This window comes from Chitinibacter fontanus, assembly GCF_013423785.1.
In the GTDB taxonomy this organism is placed as follows: Bacteria; Pseudomonadota; Gammaproteobacteria; order Burkholderiales; family Chitinibacteraceae; genus Chitinibacter; species Chitinibacter fontanus.
This window is the reverse complement of the sequence record NZ_CP058952.1, coordinates 206038-228903: the sequence shown is the minus strand read 5'-3', so window position 1 is coordinate 228903 and position 22866 is coordinate 206038. Positions and strand designations below refer to the sequence as shown.

Genomic DNA, 22866 nt, shown 5'->3' with positions numbered 1-22866 from the left:
TTTTATCCTGTTTTCAATCTTGTTTCTGCCATGCATTAAGCGGCAGTAAAATTGTGAATGTCGTTTGACCTAGACGGCTGTCAAATTCAATGGTGCCGTGGTGTTGGGCGATATAGGTATGCGCTAGATGTAGACCGATGCCAGTACCGCCCGGGCGCCCCGAAACTAGCGGGTAAAACAGCGTTTCTTTCAGGTGCTCAGGGATGCCCGGACCGTTATCAACGATCTCGACCCGCAGTGCCAAAGGGTAGCGGCGCCGGTTTAGGGTAACTTGGCGGGCAATCCGTGTACGCAAAATGATTTCGCCAATGCCGCTCATCGCTTGAATGGCATTGCGGGTGATATTGAGTACCGACTGGATTAATTGTTCTTTGTCGGCAATCAGATCGGGTAGGCTGGTGTCATAATCACGCCGCACCGCCAAGCCGTTCGGGGTTTCGGCCAGCACCAAACTGCGCACGCGCTCAAGCACTTCATGGATATTGAGTGGGTTGAGTTGCGGCAAGCGATGCGGCGTGAGCAAGCGATCGAGCAGGCTTTGTAGCCGCACCGCTTCGTCCACGATGACTTGGGTGTATTCCTTGAGCTGCGGGTCGGGTAACTCGTGTGCGAGCAATTGCGCCGCGCCGCGAATCCCGCCGAGCGGGTTTTTGATTTCGTGCGCTAAATTGCGAATTAGCTCACGGTTAGCTTGCTGCTGTGCTTGTAATCGTTCTTCATTGACGATTCGGCGTTGCTGATCAATGCGGCGAATCTCTAGTAGTAAATCAGCTGCATCCGATTCAATAGGGGTGGCTTCCAGCGTAACGTACATCTCGCCTTCCGAGCCCAGCACAATCAATTCATGCTCAATGATCGAGATATTTTGCAGCAAAGCTGCCTGTGCGGATAACACGATGGCACTATCAGGGCCAAAGCAATGCGCGAGATGGGTGCCATCGACTGCACGTAAATTAAACATGCTTTTCGCTGTGGGGTTGGCATAACGAATGAGGCAGCCCTGATCGACGGCAATCACGGCTGCATCAATAAAATCGAGGCCAGCAAAGGCAGGGTGGCTCATCTGATTACTCCACGGTGGGATCGTTATTTCGGTTTGCCAACACTCTAGCAAAAGTCAGGCCAACTTTTTTCAGCGCTACTGCCTTAAGCATACAAAAAAACGCACCATTTAGGTGCGTTTTTTACGTGGGGTGTGATGCTTTAGCGCATGCGGGATAGTTCGGCCTGCAAGGCAGCGGTATTTTTTTCGTGCATCACAATGGTTTCTCGCAGGCGGCCAATTCGATCTAGGTAGAGTTTTGGATTGGCTTTTTCTTCGGCGCTACGATTTGCATCGGCTTCTTGCAGTGCTTTTTTGGCCGCATTGAGCGATGCCTGTTCGCTATTTAATTCATCGGTGAGAATTTGCTTGCGGTTGCTATCCCGACTTTTCTGGGTGGCAGCGTCAACCCGAGGGAAATTAATCGGGGAGGGGGCTGCGACCGACGGTGCGCGAGGTTGCGTTGCTTTGCCGCTGGTCTCGCTGGTGCTGCGGCGTGGCGAGCTGGGCTCGGCCATAATCCGCACAGCACCTTTGATGGGCGAGTTGGTAAACGTAACGTTGCCATTTTCATCGACATATTTATAAATGTCTGCCCAGCATAGGGCGCTGGTCGTGGCGAACAATAATGTGAAAAGCGTTTTCTCGAACATGCCCGTAAGGTATCACAGTCTGGCGTTGAGTTTGAAATTACTGCGCTGCAGTGTCTGAATGACCCAATGGTTTGTCGGGGGCGATGTGATCACGCACACGCTGTTTCAGTACTTTGGCCTCCGGAAAACCGCCATCCACTTTCCGATCCCAAATTAGTGCATCATCGCAATGAATGACAAATACCCCGCCCGTACCGGGCTGTAGCGCAACTTCTCCGATTTCGAACGCAAAAGTATGCAAGAGTTCCTGAGCTAGCCAAGCGCTGCGCAGCATCCAGTTGCATTGGGTGCAGTAATGAATGGTGATACGCGGTTTGGCGGTGGTCAAAATTGCAGTCCTTTTTCGCGCAGGATACGCTCGGTGTTGGCGGCGCTGGTGTGATGTATGCCTTGCCAGCCTTGCTGGCTGGCACCTTGGGCATTGATCAGTGAATCATCAATGAAGATTAAGTCGCTCACTTGCGCCGTGGGGTGGTGACGCAAAATACGCTGATACATTAGCTGGTATATGGCTGGATCTGGCTTAATAATTGACTCGTGGCCAGATACCACGATGTCGGTGATCTCGTGTAAAAATGGATAATGATCCCAGGCGTAGGGAAAGGTTTCTGCCGACCAGTTAGTTAGCCCAAAAATCGGATAGCCCGCTTTTTTCAAGGCTTGATACAGTGCCATTCCCTCGGGTAATAGCCCGCGCAAGGTTTCGGGCCAACGCTGATAAAAAGCCGCAATCTGTGTGGCGTATTGTGGGTATTCCGCGGTTTTAATTGCAATGGCTTCGGCTGTACTGCGACCACGATCTTGCTCAATATTCCATGCGCCATTGCAGACATGCTGCAGAAACCAGGCTCGTTCTTGCGCGTCGGGGATGAGTTTTTGGTACAGGTAATCTGGATTCCAATCGAACAGCACACCGCCAAAATCAAAAACAATGATCGCTTGCATCACAGGGCTCGCAGGGCAAAAAAGCATTTTATTCGATTTTGTGTGAGCTAAGGGGGCTTTAGCGTTGTGCTGAGTGATTCATTCCGGGGCTGAGATAGCTGGTGCTCATGGTGTCAGAATTAATCACACAATTGCGGCCATTAGCTTTGGCCGCGTACAGTGCTTCATCAGTACGGGTAATCAGGTCATCGAGGGTTAAATCAATCATGCTTAATGCGGTAACACCTAAGCTAATGGTAGCCCGAATGGCCTGGCTGCCCTCAAAATTAAGTGGTTCGGCTTCGATAGTTTTACGCAGCTTTTCAGCCACGATGGTTGCTTGTTGCTGATCTGTTTCTGGCAGCAGAATAACAAACTCCTCTCCACCCCAGCGTGCAAAAGTGTCAATCGTGCGCAGCTTGCTCACGCAGATTTGGCTGATTCGTTTGAGTACCAAATCCCCGATTAGATGCCCATGTCGATCGTTGATTTTTTTAAAGTGATCAATGTCGAGCAAAATAATCGACATTGGCTGTTTGTAGCGGCGACTACGCACAATCGCTTCAGCGCAGCGTTTTTGCCATTCACGCCGATTGGGGACTTGGGTGAGATCATCGGTACTGGCTAGTTCGAGTAACTGAGCGTTGGCTGAAATTAGCTCTTGGGTTCGCGCCTGAATTTGTTGCTCTAGTTCGCCTTGGCGTCGTTGCAGGCTTGCTTGGGTGCTGGCGTGATATTGCATGGTCAGCATGATGGCGAAAATGAAGAGCTGCAAATTGAAAAAAGCCAGGGCACTGGACGCGTTGGCAAATTGCCCGTAACCCATTGCGGTGCCGACTACACACAGCTGGGTCATGATAAACAATGCAATGCTGACTCCGGGCTGCAAATACCGCACGGCAATGTACAGCATGATCGGTAGCGATAACACCATCAAATATTTGTAAAAGAAAATTGCAATGACGGTAAATACGGTAACCCCGAGCATCGGTAGCCAAGCGCGGCGTAATGTGTGCATGAGTCGCCGACTTAGCCAGCATTGATATAGTGGCAGCATGAGTAATATCCCTGCTGTGTCCCCCATGATTAACGAGAGGGTGCTACGAATCATTTCAGATGGCGTGCCGCTTTGCATTAGTCCAATACTATGCTGTAACAGAATCAGGGCGGGCATGGTTAATGCACATGGGAGTAAGCCGATGCGCAACCAGTGAATCGGCAGTCGATGCGATGCTGGCCATATATCCCCTTTTTCGGTGAGTAGTAATTGTTGATATTGGCGCTGTGCTAAATACGATTGTAAGGTATCGACTGCCGCCGTGGTTAGGCCACAAAGCAGAGCAACACGAACACTGAGGCTATCTTTGGCAATATAGAAGGGGGTATTGACTGCAAAGCTAGATAATAAAACGGCATACGGGGCAATACGCCCTAGGCGTAACATTAAGATTAGACCCGCACCAGATGCCAGCCATACCACGGCTAGGTTGCCTTCATTTAGGCTGCCTAGCTGGATGCTGAAAAACCCCAGACCGATGTACATTAGCATCAGTAGCAGGGGCGTGATAGCGGTGTGATTCTGTTTCATTGGTTTGGCTTGGTTGTTTTTCTGATAATAGCAGTAAGAAAATGCCTTTGGTTTAAATTTCAATAAATAGTCCGATCAATCAAATGCAGTCGCCTGAATGTAAAAAACCCGCACCAGCTTGGCTGGATGCGGGTTTGTGCATCAATCGGCCTGCGCAAGCACAGGCTAAAATTGATTACAGAGAGTAGTACATATCGAATTCAACTGGGTGCACGTTCATGCGTGAACGAGTTACGTCGTTCATTTTCAGTTCGATGTATGCATCGATCCACTCATCAGTGAATACGCCGCCACGAGTCAAGAACTCGCGGTCTGCGTCCAGAGCTGCCAGTGCTTCGTCCAAAGATGCGCAAACTGTAGGGATCAGTTTATCTTCTTCTGGTGGCAAGTCGTACAAGTTCTTGTCAGCTGGATCGCCTGGGTGGATCTTGTTCTGGATACCATCCAAACCTGCCATCAGCAATGCTGCGAAACACAGGTATGGATTAGCCAACGGATCTGGGAAACGCGCTTCGATACGACGACCTTTGTCGCTAGAAACGTGAGGAATACGGATTGACGCAGAACGGTTCTTCGCAGAGTAAGCCAATTTAACTGGCGCTTCGAAGTGAGGAACCAAACGACGGTACGAGTTAGTACCTGGGTTAGTGATCGCGTTCAATGCTTTAGCGTGCTTGATGATACCGCCGATGTAGAACAGGGCTGTTTCAGACAGGCCAGCGTAGCCGTTACCTGCGAACAAGTTTTTGCCGTCTTTCCAGATAGACTGGTGAACGTGCATACCTGAGCCGTTGTCACCAACCACTGGTTTTGGCATGAACGTTGCAGTTTTGCCGTATTGGTGCGCAACATTGTGTACCACGTATTTCAGGATCTGAGTCCAGTCAGCACGTTGAGTCAAAGTAGAGAATTTAGTACCGATCTCGTTTTGACCGGCATTGGCCACTTCGTGGTGGAATACTTCAACTGGCACGCCCAATTCTTCCAGCACGATAACCATAGTCGCGCGGATGTCTTGGTGGCTGTCAACTGGAGGAACTGGGAAGTAGCCGCCTTTAACGCGTGGACGGTGACCCAAGTTGCCGCCTGCTGGTTCGTCAGCAGTAGCCCAAGCGCCTTCGTCAGAACCGATCTTAACGAAAGTACCTGACAAGTCAGTGTTCCAACGGATGTTATCGAAAATGAAGAATTCTGGCTCTGGACCGAAGAATGCAGTGTCACCAATGCCTGAAGTTTTCAGGTAGGCTTCAGCGCGTTTAGCCAAAGAGCGTGGGTCGCGGTCATAGCCTTTACCAGTAGCTGGCTCGAGTACGTCACAAGTGATGAACACAGTTGGTTCGTCAAAGAACGGGTCGATTTTAGCTGTTGATGCATCTGGCATCAGCAACATGTCTGAAGCTTGAATACCTTTCCAACCTGCGATCGATGAACCATCGAAAGCGTGGCCGTTTTCGAACCATTCTTCGTCAACTACGTGTGAAGGAACAGTTACGTGTTGCTCTTTACCGATAGTGTCGGTGAAACGCAGATCAACGAAACGAATGTCGTTGTCTTTAATAAGCTTGAGAACGTCGGCTACAGCCATGTTGTCGCTCCTAGTTGGGACAAGTGAAAACAAGAAATGGGTACTGCATGTGCGCTGTCGCGCACTGGACGGCGTTACTACAAGCACAAACCGTGCCAAGCGGAATAACAGCTACCAGCTATTGTGCCACAAGTATTTGTCTTCGCGCATGCTTCTTGTTGGTGATTAATCATGGTGCAGAATGAGGTTTTACGCACCAATGTGGTGCGATTGGCGCTGAACGGGTCAGAGAGGTTGCATAGTGTGATTGGCAATATGCTCAGTGCCGATCATTCCTTGGCTTGTAGCCAATCCCAGTCATAGAATAGCGATTTAGAGCACAATTGCCGATTACAAAATCAATAGGGGTGGCCCAATGAGTCAAGCGAATGAAATTCTTCAAAATGCCCGTGGTCGTGCAAGCAGCGCAGGTTTGCCCTATGCAGGGGTGGTAACTCCAGCCGAGGCGTGGTCTTTGTTTCAATCGCTGCCAGCCGTGCACATCGTAGATGTTCGTACCAGTGCAGAGTGGCAGTGGGTGGGCGTTGTGCCGGAAACCGATCAAATTGAATGGAAAAGCTATCCTGGCATGGCAAATAACCCTAACTTCATCACGCAGCTAAAAACCAAAGTAGACCCAGAGGCGGTGGTGATGTTTTTGTGTCGCTCCGGCGTGCGCTCGCACGATGCTGCGGCATTAGCTGCGCAGCATGGGTATGCCTCGGCAATGAATATCTTGGAAGGTTTTGAGGGTGATAAAGACAGCGAAGGGCATCGCGGTCGCAAAAATGGCTGGAAAGTAGCGAATTTGCCGTGGGTGCAAGGCTAGGTCGATTTAAGACCTTCGCTGTAAGAAAAGCAAAGTGAGGTGTTACACTACGCCTCACTTTTTTGTTATCGGCTAATCACTATGACCGCCCCCACTTATGCCGTGTTTGGCAACCCGATTGCCCATTCTAAATCGCCCCAAATTCATGCTGCGTTTGCTACGCAATTTGCCGATCATCCCGCCGTCGCCAATTTTGTGTATGACAAATTACTGGCACCTGTTGATGGTTTTACTACTGCGGTGGCTGATTTTGTCGCAGCAGGCGGCTTGGGCGCCAATGTGACCGTGCCATTTAAAGAAGATGCATATCGCCTAGTGCAAACGTTGAGCCCGCGCGCTTTAGCAGCTGGCGCAGTCAATACTTTGCAGTTGCTGCATGACGGTAGCCTGCTGGGTGACAATACGGATGGTGCCGGGCTGGTGGCGGATGTGCTGCGATATACCCAGATACGGGGGGCGCGTATCTTGCTACTGGGCGCTGGCGGTGCAGCGCGTGGCGTGATACTGCCATTACTTGGCCAAGAACCTGCAACGCTAACTTTAGCCAATCGCACTTTGGCTAAAGCTGAGCAATTGATTGCGCATTTCCAAAATCACACCACTATTTCACTCCATACATGTGAGTACTTGGCTTTAGCGGGTGAGTTTGACCTAGTGATTAACGCCACTGCTGCCAGCCTTGGTGGAGAGCGCTTGCCGATAACCGATGCGGTGTTTGCCCCTAATGCTCTGGCCTACGACATGATGTATGGCAAAAATGAAACGCCATTTTTAGCACAAGCGCGGGAAGCTGGTGTGGTGCAACGCGTAGATGGTTTGGGTATGTTAGTGGGGCAAGCAGCCGAAGCCTTTGAGCTATGGACTGGGTTGCGCCCAGATGTGGCGCCGGTGCTGCAAATGATGCGTGCCCAACTCTAGTTGGTGGGTATGGGTTTGAAATCTACACTGCACATTGCTTGCATTGATATACGTGGCGTTATTGCGTGATGAAAAAAAATCAGTTTTTGGGGTTGGATCGGCCGTGGCTTGGGGCTTTTGCTCGCGTTGTTTGTGGCTTGGAATCTGTGGATGATGCTGCATATTGTGGCTTGGCGCTGGGTCAATCCAAGCGATACCGCCTTTATGCGGGTGCAGCTAGAGCGCCTGCAGGCGGAAGACCTTGCCGCGCAGTTGAAATTTGAGTGGGTTGATTACGACAAAATTTCTCCCAATCTCAAACGTGCACTGGTGGCCTCCGAAGATGCCAAATTTCTCGATCATGAGGGTTTTGATTGGGAAGGTATGCAAACCGCATGGGAAAAAAACATCAAAAAAGGTCGCATTGTGGCGGGTGGCTCGACGATAAGTCAGCAGTTGGCCAAAAACCTATTTTTATCCGGTAATCGCAATCCATTGCGCAAAGTTGAAGAAGCGATTCTTACCGTGATGATTGAAGCGCTGTGGGATAAGCGCCGTATTTTTGAGGTGTATTTAAATGTAATCGAATGGGGTGATGGGGTGTTTGGTGCGCAAGCGGCGGCACAACATTACTATCGCACTAACGCAAATCGCCTTGGCGTTGGGCAAGCCGCGAAACTTGCTTCCATGGTTACCAATCCGCGTTATTACGACAAAAATCGCAGCGATCGCCGTTTGCTGCGCAAAACAGCGATTATTCAACGGCGAATGGGTTACGCCGATATTCCATAATTTGCGACATTCTTGCTCCGGTGTGGGCCATGACGTAATCAAACTGCGCCGCTTTGTACGATAATGGCGGCTACTAGGGAGAGAGCGATGACAAGACACTGGTGGCGCAGCGATTGGGCGTTAGGCTTAGGCTTAGTGCTGCTGTTTGTTTTGTTATGGCAAACAACCCCGCTGATTCGGGATTTGGAAAGCAAGGCCTACGACCTAAGTATGGCCACAATCGAGCGGGCTCCTTCGTCGCGTATTGCGGTGATTGGGATCGATCAGCCTAGCTTGGACAATCTGGGACGCTGGCCTTGGTCACGTGATGTGCATGCCAAAATGATCAACCTGCTACAGCAGGGCGGCGCAGCGCAGATTATCTCTACCGTTTTGTTTACCGAGCCACAACAAGATCGTGGCTTGGCTTGGCTGGAAAAATTGCAGGATGAAGTTACCGCCAACCCGGAGGCTTATCCGCCTGAGTTTTCGGCCAACTTAGAGGGTGCTATTGCCAGCCTGAATGTCGATCGGCAACTGGCTGGCAGCATTGCTCGGGCGGGGAATGTCATGCTGCCGATGATGTACTCGTTCGGCGCGCAAGCTGGCAATCCAGACCGCGAATTGCCCGATTTTGTCCTGAAAACCGAAATTGATGCCACGGGCGATGCCGCGCAAGGCAAGCCACGCTCGGTGATTGCACCCGTGGTGCCGGTGGCGGAAATTGGTGCAGCCGCCAAGAAAGTTGCCCCGCTAGTGTTTGATCAGGATAAGGATGGCGTGCTGCGGGCCGTGCCGTTAGCGGTGCTGTATTACGATGCCATTTTCCCCAGCTTTTTTACGCAAGCTGCGGCACAAGCGCTGAATGTGCCGCAGACGCAGCTTAAAGTTGATTTTGGCCGCAGCGTGCACATTGGGCAGTTGCAGCTCGCTACTTCGGCTGAAGGGCAAGTATTTCCTCATTTTTATGCTGAGCAACACGGGCAGCCAGTATTTGGCATTGATTCATTCTATGACGTTCTGGCTGGCAAAATTCCTGCGCAAAAATATCGCGATAAGATTGTCTTGATTGGCGTGACGGCCCCCGGTTTGGGAGATAGCTTGAGTACGCCCGTCGAAGCGAGTATTAGCCCGGTAGTCATGACCGCACAAACTGTTTCGGCTTTGCTGGAGGGGCAAGTATACCGGCTACCCGCTTGGGCTTTGCCGTTCTCGCTGGTGCTGATGACTGTGGTGGCGGTGTATCTGAGCTTGCTTTTGCCGCGACTCAAAGCGGGTTACGCGGCGGTATCTACTGCAGGGCTAGGGCTAGCAATGCTTGTAGGGCAATACCTGCTGATGCGATACGCCCAGCTGTGGTTACCCCTACTTGCACCTGTATGTTTATTATTGATCGGACATTTGGCACTAACGACTAAACGCTTTTTGCTGACCGAAGCGAAAGAAGAAAAATCCAGTGCTGAGTCCGCAGAATCCAATCGTATGTTGGGTCTGGCGTTGCAAAACCAAGGTCAGCTGGATATGGCGTTTGATAAGCTGCGACGCGTTCCGCTGGACGATGGCATGATGGAAGTGATGTACAACCTTGCGCTGGATTTCGAGCGCAAACGCCAATTTAACAAAGCCGAATCGGTTTATCGTTTGATGTATACACATCAAGCCAACTATCGTGATTTGGCCGAAAAAATGAAAGCGGCTAAGCAGTTGTCGGAAACGGTGTTATTGGGGGCTGGGCAGCATGGCGGCACCCAAATTATGCTCGATGGTGAAGTCGCCAAACCCATGCTGGGCCGCTATGAATTAGAAAAAGAGCTCGGTAAAGGTGCCATGGGCGTGGTTTATTTGGGCAAAGATCCCAAAATCTCACGCACTGTCGCGATTAAAACCATGTCATTAGCTCAGGAGTTTGAGGCTGATTTAATCGATGAGGCACGCGAGCGGTTTTTTCGCGAAGCCGAAACGGCTGGCCGGCTTAATCACCCCAATATTGTGACGATTTTTGATGCAGGCGAAGCGCATGATTTGGCCTATATCGCTATGGAGTTTTTACCGGGTGAAGACCTAACACCCTATACACGTGCTGGGCACTTATTGCCCGTATTGGAGGCTGTGCGCATTGTGCGGCAAGTTGCGCAGGCCTTAGATTATGCCCATGCTGCTGGTGTGGTACATCGCGATATTAAGCCAGCCAATGTGATGTACGATCTCAAAAACAAAAGTGTCAAAGTTACCGATTTTGGCATCGCGCGGATTACCGATGCATCTAAAACCAAAACGGGGATGGTATTGGGAACGCCATCGTTCATGTCGCCCGAGCAATTGGCGGGTAAACATATTGATGGGCGTTCTGATTTATTCTCTTTGGGCGTGATGCTATATCAAATGCTAACGGGATATTTGCCGTTTGTGGGCGACTCAATGGCCGAATTAATGTATCGAATAACCCACCAACCCCCACAGATCCACGAAATTACAATCCAAAATTACCGCCAGTAGTGATAAAGATTATTATGAAGGCCTTAGAAAAAAATGTAGATGAGCGCTTTCAATCAGGGGCCAAAATGGCAAATGTATTGCTCAAATTAGAAGCAGCCATTGAAGGAGCGGCGAATGCGAAGTCTGTCGGCCGCACTTGAGATGGTGGGGCGCACCGATACCGGAATGGTGCGTGACCACAATGAAGATTCGATTTATTTTGAGCCAGATTTAGGCTTGGTCATTTTGGCTGACGGCATGGGTGGCTATAACGCTGGTGAAGTTGCCAGTGGGATTGCGACACAAGTCACGGCCGAGGTGATGCGAGCGCAAATGATGGCAACACCGCCGCATATTAAAACCGCAGGCAGCATGTGGCCCATTGCTCATGAAATGCTGTTGCTATCGATCGATCGTGCCAACGCGATGATTTACCAGACGGCTCTGGAGCACCCCCAGTGTTCAGGAATGGGCACTACATTGATCGCTGGCTTGTTTTATAACAACCATTTGGCGATTGCCCATGTGGGGGACTCGCGAGCGTACCGTCTGCGTGGCGATGATTTTGAGCAATTGAGTAAAGATCATTCATTCTTGCAAGAGCAGATTGATGCGGGCTTACTCAGCGAAGAAGAAGCAAGGAATGCGCCGTATAAAAATTTGGTGACCAGAGCGGTTGGCATCGCTGGGGCGGTACAAACAGAATTAAGGGAATATCAAGTTGAGCCAGGTGATGTGTATCTCTTCTGCTCGGATGGCTTAAGCGATATGCTGCAGGACGAAACAATGTCCCAATTAATTAAGTTATTCATCGATAATTTGCCACATGCTTGTGATATTTTGCTTGAGCAAGCCAATGCCGAGGGTGGTCGGGACAATATTTCTGCGATTTTAGTCAAAGTGACCCGTGATTATTCGGTTGAAGTAGGGATATGGAATAAATTTACCGGCTGGTTCGGTAGCAGTTCGTAATTTCGGTGGGATCATCGCAGATGGCAAAATTATTTCTTAGTTTAGATGGCAATCCCGTTAAAGAGTTTCGCTTAACGCGCGCGCGCACCAGTATTGGGCGACGCCCCAATAATGATATCCAGATTGATAATCTGGCCGTTTCAGGGCAACATGCCGTCGTTGAAGTGGTAGGGCAAATCTATTTTGTTGAAGACTTGGGGAGCACCAATGGCACTTTGCTCAATGGCGAAAAAATCACCCGCCATCCACTTAAAAGTGGCGATGAACTGACGATTGGGAAATACTCAATTACCTTTTGGCGTGAGCCCGCAGTTGCAGCCAAACAAGAAGAGTTTGAGAAAACTATGGTCATGCAGGCCCCAGCTGTGCCTGTCGCTTCCATGGCCACCAAGCCAGTAAAGTCAGCTAAACCGATGCCCGAAAATGCCCCTGTGGCAGTCATTCGGGTACTTACCGGCAATAATGCGGGCCGCGAAATGGTGCTCAATAAAAATGTCACCTCGCTGGGCAAAGCGGGCTTGCAGGTGGTGGCATTTACCAAGCGCGGCAATGATTTTTATATTACTCACGTAGAAGGTGAGCAGCGCCCCTTGGTGAATTCGCGTGAAATTAGTGAAAAACCACAGCTTTTGATGGAAGAAGATCTCATCGAGGTGATGGGAATTAGGATGGCCTTTTTCTTTAGGTAACGCATGAGCTGTCAATTACGAGTACTCGGATGTAGTGGTGGGATCGGTGGCGATAATCGCACCACTGCGTTTTTGCTCAACCAAAATATCCTGATTGATGCCGGCACCGGAGTCGGTGATTTGCAATTATCCGAGTTGCTGGCGATTGAGCATGTGTTTTTAACGCATGCCCATTTGGATCATATTGCGTGTTTACCATTGCTACTCGATTCGGTGGTTGGTGCGCGTACCAGCCCAATTTATGTCTATGCAACTGCAAAAACCATTGAGCTATTGCGTAAGCATATTTTTAATTGGCTGATTTGGCCTGATTTTTCCACCATACCGAGTGCTCAGCAGCCAAGCATGGTGTTTGTCGAGCAGGAACTTGGTCAGCCTATCACTCTGGGTGAAGTCACTATCACGCCGTTGCCGGCGGTTCACACAGTACCAGCGGTAGCTTTTTCGTTTACTTCCTCGCAAGGCTCGGTCGTGTTTAGTGGTGATACCATCGCTGGACCCGATTTTTGGCAGGCTGTGAATCAGCTTGATGCGCTGAAAGCGCTAATTATCGAGACCGCCTTTGCTGATAAAGAGCATCAGTTGGCCGATGCGGCCAAGCACCTGTGCCCTAGTACATTGGCCGAGCAGTTAAGCCATTGGCGCGGCAATGCCGAGATCCTCATCACGCATCTTAAACCCGCCGATAGTGAGCTAACGATTCAAGAAGTCCTCGCGCTTGATCACCTTCACCCGATTCGCCGCTTGTTGCAAGGCGAAATCATCGAGTTTTAATAAAAGTCTGCGCAAGATGGCTACTGCATGCTAGTTTGAAGCGTGCATTTCTCGCATTCATCCGTACCTATTAGCGATGAGTTAGCTTGTTTCTAATGGGTATTGCTCGCTAGCTAATATTCTAAATAATTTACAGTCGATAACCCCGGAGGGGTATTCTGATGGAAGAGCGTGAATTCCAATTTCGGCTCAATAAACTCAATGCCATTGGGGTGGCCTTATCGCGTGAAACCCAGATCGAGCGGCTGATCGAAAGCATTTTGATCGCCGCGATCGACTTGGTGCGCGCCGAGGCCGGTACGCTGTATCTGATTCGCGATCATCGGTTGCACTTTGAAATTTTGCTCAATAACCGCCTAGGCTTGGCGCAAGGCGGCACCAGTAGCACTGATGTGAGTTTGCCGCCGGTGCCACTCAAATTGGCCGATGGCCGCCCCAATCTGGCCAATGTGGTGGCTTGCGCCGTTAACCAAAACTGCACCATCAATATCCCTGATGCCTATGCCACTGAGGAATACGATTTTTCTGGTACGCGGCGTTTTGATCAACACTCGGGCTACCATTCCACTTCGTTTCTGGCTGTGCCAATGCGCGATCACGAAGGGCGAATTATTGGTGTATTGCAGCTGATTAATGCGCTCAACGAGCACAATCAGATCGAAGCATTTACCTTGAGCGATCAGCATTTGGTCGAATCGCTGGCCTCGCAAGCGGCCATTGCGTTCACCAACCGACGCTTAATTTTATCGCTGCAAAAGCTGTTTGAAGGCTTTATCAATCTGATCAATTTAGCCATTGATGATAAATCACCGTACACCGGCGGTCATTGTCAGCGTGTACCAGAGTTGACGATGATGCTAGCCGAAGCGGTCGAGCGCTGTACTTATGGCGAATTTGCCGATTTTGCAATGAGCGAACGTGATCGCTACGAGCTAAAAATCGCCGGTCTTTTACATGACTGCGGCAAGATTACGACACCAGTTCATGTGGTAGATAAAGCCACCAAGCTGCAAACCATTTTTGATCGTATCGCGCTAATCGATACCCGTTTTGTGGTGTTAGAGCGTGATTTGGAAATTGCCAAGCTACGTGGCCAACTGAGTGCTGCCGCCTATCAACACGCCGTGCAGCAACTCACTGCCGATCGCCTGTTTATCCGCAGTATCAACCGAGGTGGGGAAGCTATGAGTGACGCCGATATAGCCCGTGTTGAGTACATTGCGCGTCAAACATGGCGTAATGCCGAAGGTGAAACGGTAGCCTTTTTGTCGGCGGATGAGCTGGAAAACCTCACCATTCGCAAAGGTACACTCACTAAGGCCGAACGAGAGATTATCAATCGCCACATTGAAATCACCATCCAAATGCTCGAAGCATTACCATGGCCTGCACACCTGAAAAATGTGCCGGAATACGCCGGCGGTCATCACGAAAGAATGGATGGCAAAGGCTACCCGAAAGGTCTCAAGCGCGAAGAAATGAGCGTGCAAGCGCGGATTATGGGCATTGCTGACGTATTTGAAGCGCTCACCGCCCGAGATCGTCCGTATAAAGACGGCATGAAGCTCTCCGTCGCCTTGCAAATTCTCACCCGCATGGCCTGCGAGCGTCATGTCGATAAAGAATTGCTGAAAGTCTTTTTGCAATCGCGAGTCTGGTACGACTATGCCGTGCGTTTTTTGAACGAAAGTCAGTTTGATTCTGTGGATGTTCAGGCATTATTGCGACAGCTTGAGGGGTGAGACAGCTCTCGACCCAAAGTGGAACGTCGTCCTAAGTTGATGCTGCGTCTTGGGATTCTGTGAATTGAAGTGGTTAGAAGTCGCTCCGAGCGCCCACTTACAGTGGTAATCCCCCCACAAAATAATTGTCGTTTTAAGTAGAATTTTCTCCCATCAGCACAGAGGAAGTTCCACATGAAAGCATCACGTTTTTCAGACAGCCAAATCATGGCCATTCTGAAGCAAGCCGAAGGCGGTTCTCCTGTGCCGGAGCTCTGCCGCGAGCCCGGCTTTAGCTCGGCCACGTTTTACAAATGGCGCGCCAAATTCGGTGGCATGGATGCCTCACTCATGGCAAGGCTCAAAGAGCTCGAAGATAAAAACCGGCGGCTCAAAAAAATGTATGCCAAAGAGCGCCTCAAGGCTGAGATCGTGAAAGAGGCGCTCGAAAAAAAGTGGTAAAGCCATCTCAGCGGCGTGAGATGGCGCACCAAGCGGTACAGCATCGTGGCATCAGTATTGGCTTGGCCTGTCGCGCCTTTGGCATCAGCCAAACTTGTTATCGCTACCAATCTCAGCAATCGGCGGTTAATGATGAGATTGCCGATCACCTGATTCGATTGACCCACAATCAGCGCAACTGGGGATTCGGGCTTTGCTTTTTGCACCTTCGTAATGTCAAAGGCTTTCGCAGGAATCACAAGCGGGTGTACCGGATTTATCGAGAACTGGAATTAAAGCTGCGCATCAAACTCAAGCGCCGCATAGAGCGCGCTCAACCTGAGCCGTTGGCGGTGCCTGAAGCTGCGAACGAGTGTTGGTCAATGGATTTTATGCACGATCAGTTGGCCGATGTGCGCAGCATCCGGTTATTCAACGTCATTGACGATTTCAATCGTGAAGCACTGGCGATGGAAATTGACTTATCGTTGCCTGTGGAACGAGTCATTCGCGCGTTGAATCAGGTGCTTGAGTGGCGAGGTTAGTCCAAAGCCATTCGCTGCGACAATGGGCCAGAGTACATTAGCCAAAAGGTCAAAGATTGGGCAGAAAAGCTAGGTATCCGACTGGAATATATTCAGCCAGGAAATCCGCAACAGAATGCGTATGTAGAGCGCTATAACCGGACGGTAAGCTGCGATTGGCTTAATCATTACCAATTCGATTCGGTAGCTGAAATGCAAGAGTTTGCGACCGATTGGGTATGGACTTACAACAATGAACGGCCGAATATGGCTTTAGGTGGTATCAGCCCGAAACAGAAATTAGCATTAGCTGCTTAACCCTTTACTTCTAACCTCATTTAAAAATGGGGGGATTACCGATTAACCTCAACGAATATACATGCCCCTTTATCATTAAAGACCGCAACCCGATAGATTACAGACTTTCGTTTTTGAATGATTGGCATCGACACATCGGCCTTACCGGCTCCAGAGCACGAAACGGGGGTATTTAGGTCAATCGCAATGTGACTAGGTTCCTCGCTTCCATCAGCCGGAAATATCGGTCTGATATGATAGTGACATGGAGATGGATTTCTCCTGTCAGCCAAAACAAACATACGAAGCTCCTTTAATGACCTATCTGTGGCAGCGGAGCCGCGAAGAATCTGATAATTCTTCGTACTATTTTCTTGATGGGGAAGGTGATGTTCAGCATCGACTTTCATATTTGGAGTTACATCACCAAGCATGTGCAATTGCTCATGCGTTACGCCAGAAGTTAAGTCCTGGTGAGCGGTGTCTTCTTCTATTTCCTCAAGGGATAGATTTTGTTATTGCTTTTTGGGGTTGTCTTTATGCTCGTGTAGTTCCCTTGCCAGTTTTTCCTCCTACAAAATCACAACAAAGCAGTAGGCTACTTGCGATTATTGATGATTCTCAGGCTCAACTAGCGCTGACAAATGCCGCTTTTAAGGATAAGTGTCTGAAATGGCTTGGTGACGCCTCTGAAAGCAAGGTTGAGCTCTGTGTGCTCGATGATTTACAAAAAAACCAGCAAGGCGAGGATGGCTGGGCATTCATAAATGAATGGAGCGAAGACGATCTGGCATTTATTCAGTACAGCTCGGGTTCAACAGGGGCCCCAAAGGGTGTTCCTATTTTTCATCGTGAATTGCTGGAAAACCTTGAACAAATTCGCCAATGTTTTCATTTAACTAAGGAAACAATAGGAGCAAACTGGTTACCTCTTTATCACAACATGGGATTAGTAGGACATTTGCTCTGTCCAATTTATGTCGGATGTCAGCAGTACTTTTTTGGCGCACAAGACTTCTTACGCAAGCCGAAGTTATGGCTTGAAGTTATAGGCCGCAACCAAGTAACTACAAGTGGTGCCCCTAATTTTGCATACCAGTACTGCATTGATCGCATAAATGATCATGACTTGAACGGGTTGGATTTAAGCTGCTGGGTTCAGGCATATTGCGGTGCTGAGCCTGTTCAAGCGAATACACTGCAAGACTTCCATCGCCGATTTGCTACTGTCGGCTTTCGGCAGGAGGCCTTGTTACCCTGCTATGGTCTGGCTGAAACCACGCTTAGTGTTACTGGCTTTAAACCTAAAGGGCTGATCGCAAATACGCTAGAGGTAGATAAGTCCGAACTTGAGCAGGGGCTGTAAAGACCTTGCCGAGTAGCGGCCATCGATTAGTTAGCTGTGGCTCTCCAACCAACCAGGCCGAGATCTTTATCATTGACCCACCTACGCGGGCGATGTTGCTGGTGGAACGGCAGGAGAATCTGCTGTTCCAAATATCATCGAAAATTAGGATTTTATTCGTCAATGGTGGTGCAGCTAGAGGGAGCATGTTAATTGCATTCTTGCCGTCCAGTATTTGTTTGTGCCTTGATACGGGTTTTCAAGATGGACCTTGGACGTATATTAAGATAGCAGGAGAGCTTTTTGGAGTGTTGAATTTACCATGGCGGGAATTGCGATAGATTTTGTAAAAAATAGTGTAGTTTGGACGGACTCGAACACGTTTTGTGAAATAGCACGTTTTTTAAGTGATGCAACGGTTCTAGGGGAGATTGTTGGTATCGAAAATGGTGTCAATACCAACAATGATACCAACAAAAAAATTTAAATTGATGGGGGCAGTCGGGTAAGTTTGTGGGTGTGCCATTTGTCGGCTGTTTGACAAGCCACTGCAAGTTGGATGTGGTGGTGTTGAATGAATTTTGCGAAAATATACCAACAATGGATATTGGATTTACTTAGATAGGTTTGGATCGCGTTGGATACAAAAAACCCCGCAAACCTAAGTTTTACGGGGCTAATTGGACTTCTTTGTACTGCTTTGCATAACAAAATGGTGCCCAAGAGAAGACTCGAACTTCCACACCCTTGCGGGCGCTAGGACCTGAACCTAGTGCGTCTACCAATTCCGCCACCTGGGCACGACTAATGCTATTATGCTGATTGAAGAGTTGGTGCCCAAGAGAAGACTCGAACTTCCACACCCTTGCGGGCGCTAGGACCTGAACCTAGTGCGTCTACCAATTCCGCCACCTGGGCTCTTCACAGCATTTCTTTGCAACTTTGCTACTAATTCGCAGCGCCTCTACAGCAGAGAGGCGCTATAATATGCAATCAGACGTATATCGTCAATCCTAGATATGAAAAAAACAGGTCCAATGGAAAAAAAACTGGAAAAAACGCCCGTACCTAAGAAAAAAACTACTCGCAAAATTACTGGCTTGCGTGCCCAAGACCCTTATCTCGAGCGCGAAAAAGGCCGCTACGAATTTCCGCTACCGTCGCGCGAATTTATTCTGCAAATCCTCGCAGAGCGCGGCGCACCCATCATGGCCGAAGAATTGGCCCAATTACTCAATATCCGCGAAGATGAATTAGTTGCGTTCGAGCGTCGCATGCAGGCGATGGGCCGCGAAGGGCAATTGTTGCTCAATCGCAAAGGCGCGCTGTGTTTGCCGGAAAAACTCGATCTGATCCCGGGTAAGATCCAAGGCCATCCAGATGGTTTTGGCTTTTTGCTGCGTGATGATGGTGGCGATGATTTATTCCTTGGCCCCAAGGAAATGGACAAAGTGCTGCACGGTGATCGTGTATTAGCGCGCTTGATTGGGGTAGATCGCCGCGGCCGTCCTGAGGGGGCGATTGCCGAGGTGCTGGAGCACGTTAATCAGCGTTTGGTTGGTCGTTTGCATAATGAACGCGGCGTGTTTTTTGTCACCGCCGAAGACAAACGTATCAGCCGCGATATTTTGCTGGAAGCCAAAAACACTGGCGGTGCAAAAGCCGGGCAGGTGGTGATGGTCGAGTTGCTGGTGCAGCCTTCGCGCTACTCGCAACCCGTGGGACGCGTGATTGAATTACTTGGCAATTACGATGATCCTGGCATGGAAATCGAAATTGCACTGCGTAAACACAATCTGCCACATGTGTTCTCGCCTGAGGCGCAAGCGCAAGCCGATGCCACGCCGCAAAAAGTGAAGAAGAAAGACTGGAAGCCAGTGCAGGGCGTTGAGCGTGTTGATTTGCGCGATTTGCCGCTAGTGACCATTGATGGCGAAACCGCCCGCGATTTTGACGATGCGGTCTTTGCTGAGAAGAAAGGCAAAGGTTGGCGACTGGTCGTGGCGATTGCCGATGTGAGCCATTATGTTACACCCAATGATGCACTTGATTTGACTGCGATCGAGCGCGGTAACTCGGTGTATTTTCCGCGTCGCGTGATTCCGATGTTGCCTGAGGCGTTGTCTAATGGCGTGTGTTCGCTCAATCCTGATGTTGAGCGGCTCTGCATGGTCTGCGATATGCGTGTGACGCAGACGGGTGAGATTAAAAAATATGAATTTTACCCAGCAGTGATGCTCTCGAAGGCACGGCTGACTTATACCCGGGTGTGGGATATGCTGCAAAACCCCAAAGGGGAGGATGCGCAGGCCAATACCCATCTATTGCCACATCTAAAAACACTGTATGACTTGTTTAAGGTCTTTGTAGTGGCTCGTCATGAGCGCGGCGCGATTGATTTTGAAACACAAGAAACTGAAATGCGCTTTGATGAATTTGGCAAAATAAAAGCGATTGTTCCGGTGGTGCGCAATGACGCACACAAGCTGATCGAGGAATGCATGCTGGCAGCCAATGTCTGCGCGGCCAATTTCCTGATTAAAAACGAGCACATCGGCTTATACCGCGTGCATGAAGGGCCAACGCCGGAAAAACTCAAGAATCTGCGTGAATATCTGCGCACAATGGGCTTGAGTTTGGGTGGGGCGGAAGACCCGAGCGCAAAAGATTACGCGCAGTTGCTCGAGAGCATTAAAGAGCGCCCCGATGCTCCTTTATTGCAAACGATGTTGTTGCGCAGTTTGTCGCAAGCGGTGTACGCGCCCGAGAATGAGGGCCATTTTGGGCTGAGTTATGAGGCCTATGCGCACTTTACTTCACCGATTCGCCGTTACCCCGACTTGCTGGTTCATCGTTCAATCAAAGCGATTCTGGCCGGCAAAAAATACAAGCCAGCGACCAAGTGGGAACAACTGGGTGTGCAGTGCTCGATGACCGAACGCCGCGCTGATGAAGCCAGCCGCGATGTGCAAAACTGGCTCAAGTGCTACTACATGCAAGACAAAATTGGCGAAGAGTTCATGGGCTCAGTGTCGGCCGTTACCGGTTTTGGCATGTTTGTCTTGCTCGACGGTTTGTACGTCGAGGGTTTGGTGCATGTCTCCGAGCTGGGTACTGATTACTTCCATTACGACGAAAAGCGCAAAGAGCTCAAAGGCGAGCGCGGCGGTCAGGTGTATCGAATTACTGATCGTGTGAAAGTGCGCGTCGTTCGCGTTGATCTGGAAACCAGCAAAATCGATTTTGCACTGGTCGATGATTTTGGCCGCTTGGTTGGGGCTAAAAGTGCGGCTGGTAGCAAGCCGGTTGTGAAAGTGAGCGCTCGTAATAGCCGTACTGCACCAGTCGTCGAGGCCAAACCCGCAGCTAGAACCACGGCTAAACCCGGTGCAAGAACCAGTACAGCCAGAGTGGGTAGCACTGCGGCAGCTAAGGGCGGCGCTGCGGCCGTTGATGAGCCGAGCGTTCGGCGTAAAAAGCCGGGTACTGCGACCCAGCGACGTCGTGCCCAAGCGGCGCAGGGTGATGCTGTGCCTGCCAGTGCCGGTACGCGCCGCCGTCGCCGGCGTTAATCTCGGTGGGTATGGTTGCGCTTTGCGTAATTGTCCCCACTTACAGTTACCAGTATTTAGAACAGTTTAAAAATTAAAAGATGAAACCTGAAGGAAACCGGATGTTTATTGTTGATCGTTCCGCAGCCATTATTCGCCCAAAACAGCCTTTTTTGGATTGGCTTAATGCGCTGCCGGGTAATGATGTTACGTTGACCTTGGCCGAAATTCGCTCGGATTGTACGGTGATTTTGGTGCCGGAAGCGGCTGAGCCTGAGGATTCAATTGCGTTTATTGACGATATTGCAGATAAATTATTTGATCAGGAGTTGGCATCGTGGGTGGCCGATGATGCTTTGTGGCCGCCGAAGCGCTCTTTAAAACTATTCTGGGAATGGTTTGATGTTGAAATTCACTTGGGTGTAATGGATGCGGTGTCGGATGATATTCATAACACACCAACGGACCACAATTATCACTAAAGTGGCAGCTTGCTGAACTCAAACTGAATAGTCGCCATCATTGATGGCGACTTTTTTACGCTGCGATGCATACTTTGCTGTGCTTAAATGACTTTCATTCAGCCGTAGTTTGGCGCAACGCAAGGAATGTTCTTATGAAGAAAAAAGCATTGATCGCCGCTTTACTAGCTGCTCCGTGTTTGGCTTGGGCCGATAGTGCAGTCCAATATAATGTGGTGAGCTTGGATGCGAGTGCTAGCCGTCAAATTGATAATGACACAGCGCAGGCGACTTTATTTGTCGAGCTTACCGACACCGATTCGAGCAAATTGGCCGATAAAATTAATCAAACCATCGCTGCTGCGCAGAAAACCCTAAAGCAATTTCCTAGTGTGCAATCCGCTGGCACAGCTTATAGCAGCTACCCGGTGTACAACAATAAAAACAACCAATTGCAATCTTGGCGCAGCCGCGGAGAGCTAAGATTAACATCCAAAGATTTCTCGGCTTTGTCGCAACTGATTGCGCAATTACAAAAGCCGCAGCCTAGTGGCGTGGCTTTGCAGTTGGCTGATATCCGATATGAAGTATCAGAGCAAAGTCGCAAAGTAGCGGAAGATGCTTTGATTGAAGAGGCGATAAAGGCATTCCGGCAACGTGCAAATGTTATCCAGCGCACTATGGGTGGGCAGGCTTGGAAAACCATGCAAATGAATATTCAAACCCAAGCCAATTATCCCCAACCACGACCAGTGATGTACAAGAGTGCGGTGATGGCCGCTGAAGCGGCGCCAGCCCCGGCACCCGTAGATGCGGGTGAAAGCCGTTTGGTGGTCAATGTAAATGGCAGTATTCAGGTCGGCGAGTAATGTTGCCTGCTGTGTTGCACATCAACCCCGTATCCAAATGGCAGCGGGGTTTTTTGTTGCTAACACATTCGCTGACCTTGCTGAATGCTTGGTGGATGAGCTGGCCTTGGGCAGTACTTGTAAGTGGAGTTGTATTGGCTTCATGGTGGTGGCATTGGCACCAGTTGCCTGCCGTGTTGCAGGTTCAGTGCCTTGCCTCCGGTCAGTTGGAGGTGTGTATGCGTGGGGGCGAAAAGTACTCGATGCGTATTTTGCCTAGCAGCGTGTTAACTGCCCATGTGCTGGTATTGCATCTGCAAGGTGACGGCAAAAAACTGTATTTGGTGTTGTGGCCAGATAGCGCCAATGCTGAAATATTGCGGCAGTGGCGAGTCTATTTGCGCTGGATTTGGCCTGCTAGTCTTGTCCGTGATGAATTAGATTTTTGATAGGTATATGCCCCTAGCTCAATTTTAATCTGGCCTGGGGCTATATACGTT

General features: G+C 49.8%; 19 protein-coding genes, 2 tRNA genes and 1 pseudogene. 14 read left to right on the top strand and 8 right to left on the bottom strand.

Translation table 11 applies throughout. The annotated features are described in order from the left end of the window. Positions 1–13: 13 nt before the first annotated feature. The 6 genes from glnL to glnA form a co-directional block, all read right to left on the bottom strand. Positions 14–1063, bottom strand: coding sequence for a nitrogen regulation protein NR(II) (glnL, locus tag HZU75_RS01060; RefSeq protein WP_180307380.1), 1050 nt, complete (start codon positions 1061–1063; stop codon positions 14–16). A gap of 140 nt (positions 1064–1203) precedes the next feature. Then, a complete protein-coding gene (locus HZU75_RS01055; protein ID WP_180307379.1) occupies positions 1204–1695 on the bottom strand; it encodes a DUF4124 domain-containing protein in 492 nt (163 codons plus the stop codon). Between the two features lie 37 nt (positions 1696–1732). Then, the gene (locus HZU75_RS01050; RefSeq protein ID WP_180307378.1) at positions 1733–2023 is read right to left on the bottom strand and encodes an Rdx family protein; all 291 of its coding nucleotides are present in this window, start codon (positions 2021–2023) and stop codon (positions 1733–1735) included. After that, positions 2020–2640 carry an HAD family hydrolase gene (locus HZU75_RS01045; RefSeq protein ID WP_180307377.1) on the bottom strand — a complete coding sequence of 207 codons (621 nt, stop codon included), beginning with the start codon at positions 2638–2640 and terminating at the stop codon, positions 2020–2022. Before HZU75_RS01045 ends, HZU75_RS01050 begins: the two co-directional genes overlap by 4 nt. A 58-nt stretch (positions 2641–2698) precedes the next feature. Next, positions 2699–4207 (bottom strand): sensor domain-containing diguanylate cyclase, encoded by a 1509-nt coding sequence (locus HZU75_RS01040; protein ID WP_180307376.1) that lies wholly within the window; start codon positions 4205–4207, stop codon positions 2699–2701. A gap of 175 nt (positions 4208–4382) precedes the next feature. Further along, complete coding sequence (glnA, locus tag HZU75_RS01035) at positions 4383–5792, bottom strand: type I glutamate--ammonia ligase (RefSeq protein ID WP_180307375.1); 1410 nt, start codon at positions 5790–5792, stop codon at positions 4383–4385. 355 nt (positions 5793–6147) lie between these two features. On the opposite strand from glnA, the gene HZU75_RS01030 reads away from it, so the two are divergent. The 10 genes and pseudogenes from HZU75_RS01030 (at position 6148) to HZU75_RS00985 (ending at position 17527) form a co-directional block, all read left to right on the top strand. Next, on the top strand, positions 6148–6600 hold the full coding sequence (locus HZU75_RS01030; protein ID WP_180307374.1) for a rhodanese-like domain-containing protein: 453 nt from the start codon (positions 6148–6150) through the stop codon (positions 6598–6600). A gap of 81 nt (positions 6601–6681) precedes the next feature. Next, the gene (gene aroE / locus HZU75_RS01025) at positions 6682–7518 is read left to right on the top strand and encodes a shikimate dehydrogenase (protein WP_180307373.1); all 837 of its coding nucleotides are present in this window, start codon (positions 6682–6684) and stop codon (positions 7516–7518) included. A 78-nt stretch (positions 7519–7596) separates the two neighbouring features. Then, positions 7597–8289: a monofunctional biosynthetic peptidoglycan transglycosylase gene (mtgA, locus tag HZU75_RS01020; protein ID WP_180308689.1), complete on the top strand. Its 693-nt coding sequence runs from the start codon at positions 7597–7599 to the stop codon at positions 8287–8289. A gap of 87 nt (positions 8290–8376) precedes the next feature. Beyond that, complete coding sequence (locus HZU75_RS01015; RefSeq protein WP_228028142.1) at positions 8377–10764, top strand: CHASE2 domain-containing serine/threonine-protein kinase; 2388 nt, start codon at positions 8377–8379, stop codon at positions 10762–10764. A 114-nt stretch (positions 10765–10878) separates the two neighbouring features. Then, a complete protein-coding gene (locus HZU75_RS01010; protein WP_228028141.1) occupies positions 10879–11715 on the top strand; it encodes a Stp1/IreP family PP2C-type Ser/Thr phosphatase in 837 nt (278 codons plus the stop codon). Positions 11716–11735: 20 nt separating this feature from the next. Beyond that, positions 11736–12404, top strand: a complete 669-nt coding sequence (locus HZU75_RS01005) for an FHA domain-containing protein (protein ID WP_180307372.1) — start codon at positions 11736–11738, stop codon at positions 12402–12404. Between the two features lie 3 nt (positions 12405–12407). After that, a complete protein-coding gene (locus HZU75_RS01000) occupies positions 12408–13178 on the top strand; it encodes a 3',5'-cyclic-nucleotide phosphodiesterase (RefSeq protein ID WP_180307371.1) in 771 nt (256 codons plus the stop codon). 161 nt (positions 13179–13339) lie between these two features. After that, positions 13340–14920 (top strand): HD domain-containing phosphohydrolase, encoded by a 1581-nt coding sequence (locus tag HZU75_RS00995; RefSeq protein WP_180307370.1) that lies wholly within the window; start codon positions 13340–13342, stop codon positions 14918–14920. Between the two features lie 174 nt (positions 14921–15094). Continuing rightward, positions 15095–16182 (top strand): annotated as a pseudogene (locus HZU75_RS00990) (IS3 family transposase). A gap of 244 nt (positions 16183–16426) precedes the next feature. Then, the gene (locus tag HZU75_RS00985) at positions 16427–17527 is read left to right on the top strand and encodes an AMP-binding protein (protein WP_180307369.1); all 1101 of its coding nucleotides are present in this window, start codon (positions 16427–16429) and stop codon (positions 17525–17527) included. A gap of 692 nt (positions 17528–18219) precedes the next feature. On the opposite strand, the gene HZU75_RS00980 is transcribed toward HZU75_RS00985, so the two are convergent. Then, positions 18220–18306: transfer RNA gene (locus tag HZU75_RS00980), tRNA-Leu, on the bottom strand. 31 nt (positions 18307–18337) lie between these two features. Beyond that, positions 18338–18424, bottom strand: a tRNA-Leu gene (locus HZU75_RS00975). 119 nt (positions 18425–18543) lie between these two features. Here HZU75_RS00975 and rnr point away from each other — a divergent pair. The 4 genes from rnr (at position 18544) to HZU75_RS00955 (ending at position 22815) form a co-directional block, all read left to right on the top strand. Beyond that, positions 18544–21078 (top strand): ribonuclease R, encoded by a 2535-nt coding sequence (gene rnr, locus HZU75_RS00970; protein ID WP_180307368.1) that lies wholly within the window; start codon positions 18544–18546, stop codon positions 21076–21078. 80 nt (positions 21079–21158) lie between these two features. Next, positions 21159–21539, top strand: a complete 381-nt coding sequence (locus tag HZU75_RS00965; protein WP_228028140.1) for a hypothetical protein — start codon at positions 21159–21161, stop codon at positions 21537–21539. Positions 21540–21673: 134 nt separating this feature from the next. Further along, positions 21674–22387: an SIMPL domain-containing protein gene (locus tag HZU75_RS00960; RefSeq protein WP_180307367.1), complete on the top strand. Its 714-nt coding sequence runs from the start codon at positions 21674–21676 to the stop codon at positions 22385–22387. Continuing rightward, positions 22387–22815 carry a protein YgfX gene (locus HZU75_RS00955; protein ID WP_180307366.1) on the top strand — a complete coding sequence of 143 codons (429 nt, stop codon included), beginning with the start codon at positions 22387–22389 and terminating at the stop codon, positions 22813–22815. Before HZU75_RS00960 ends, HZU75_RS00955 begins: the two co-directional genes overlap by 1 nt. Positions 22816–22866: the final 51 nt, after the last annotated feature.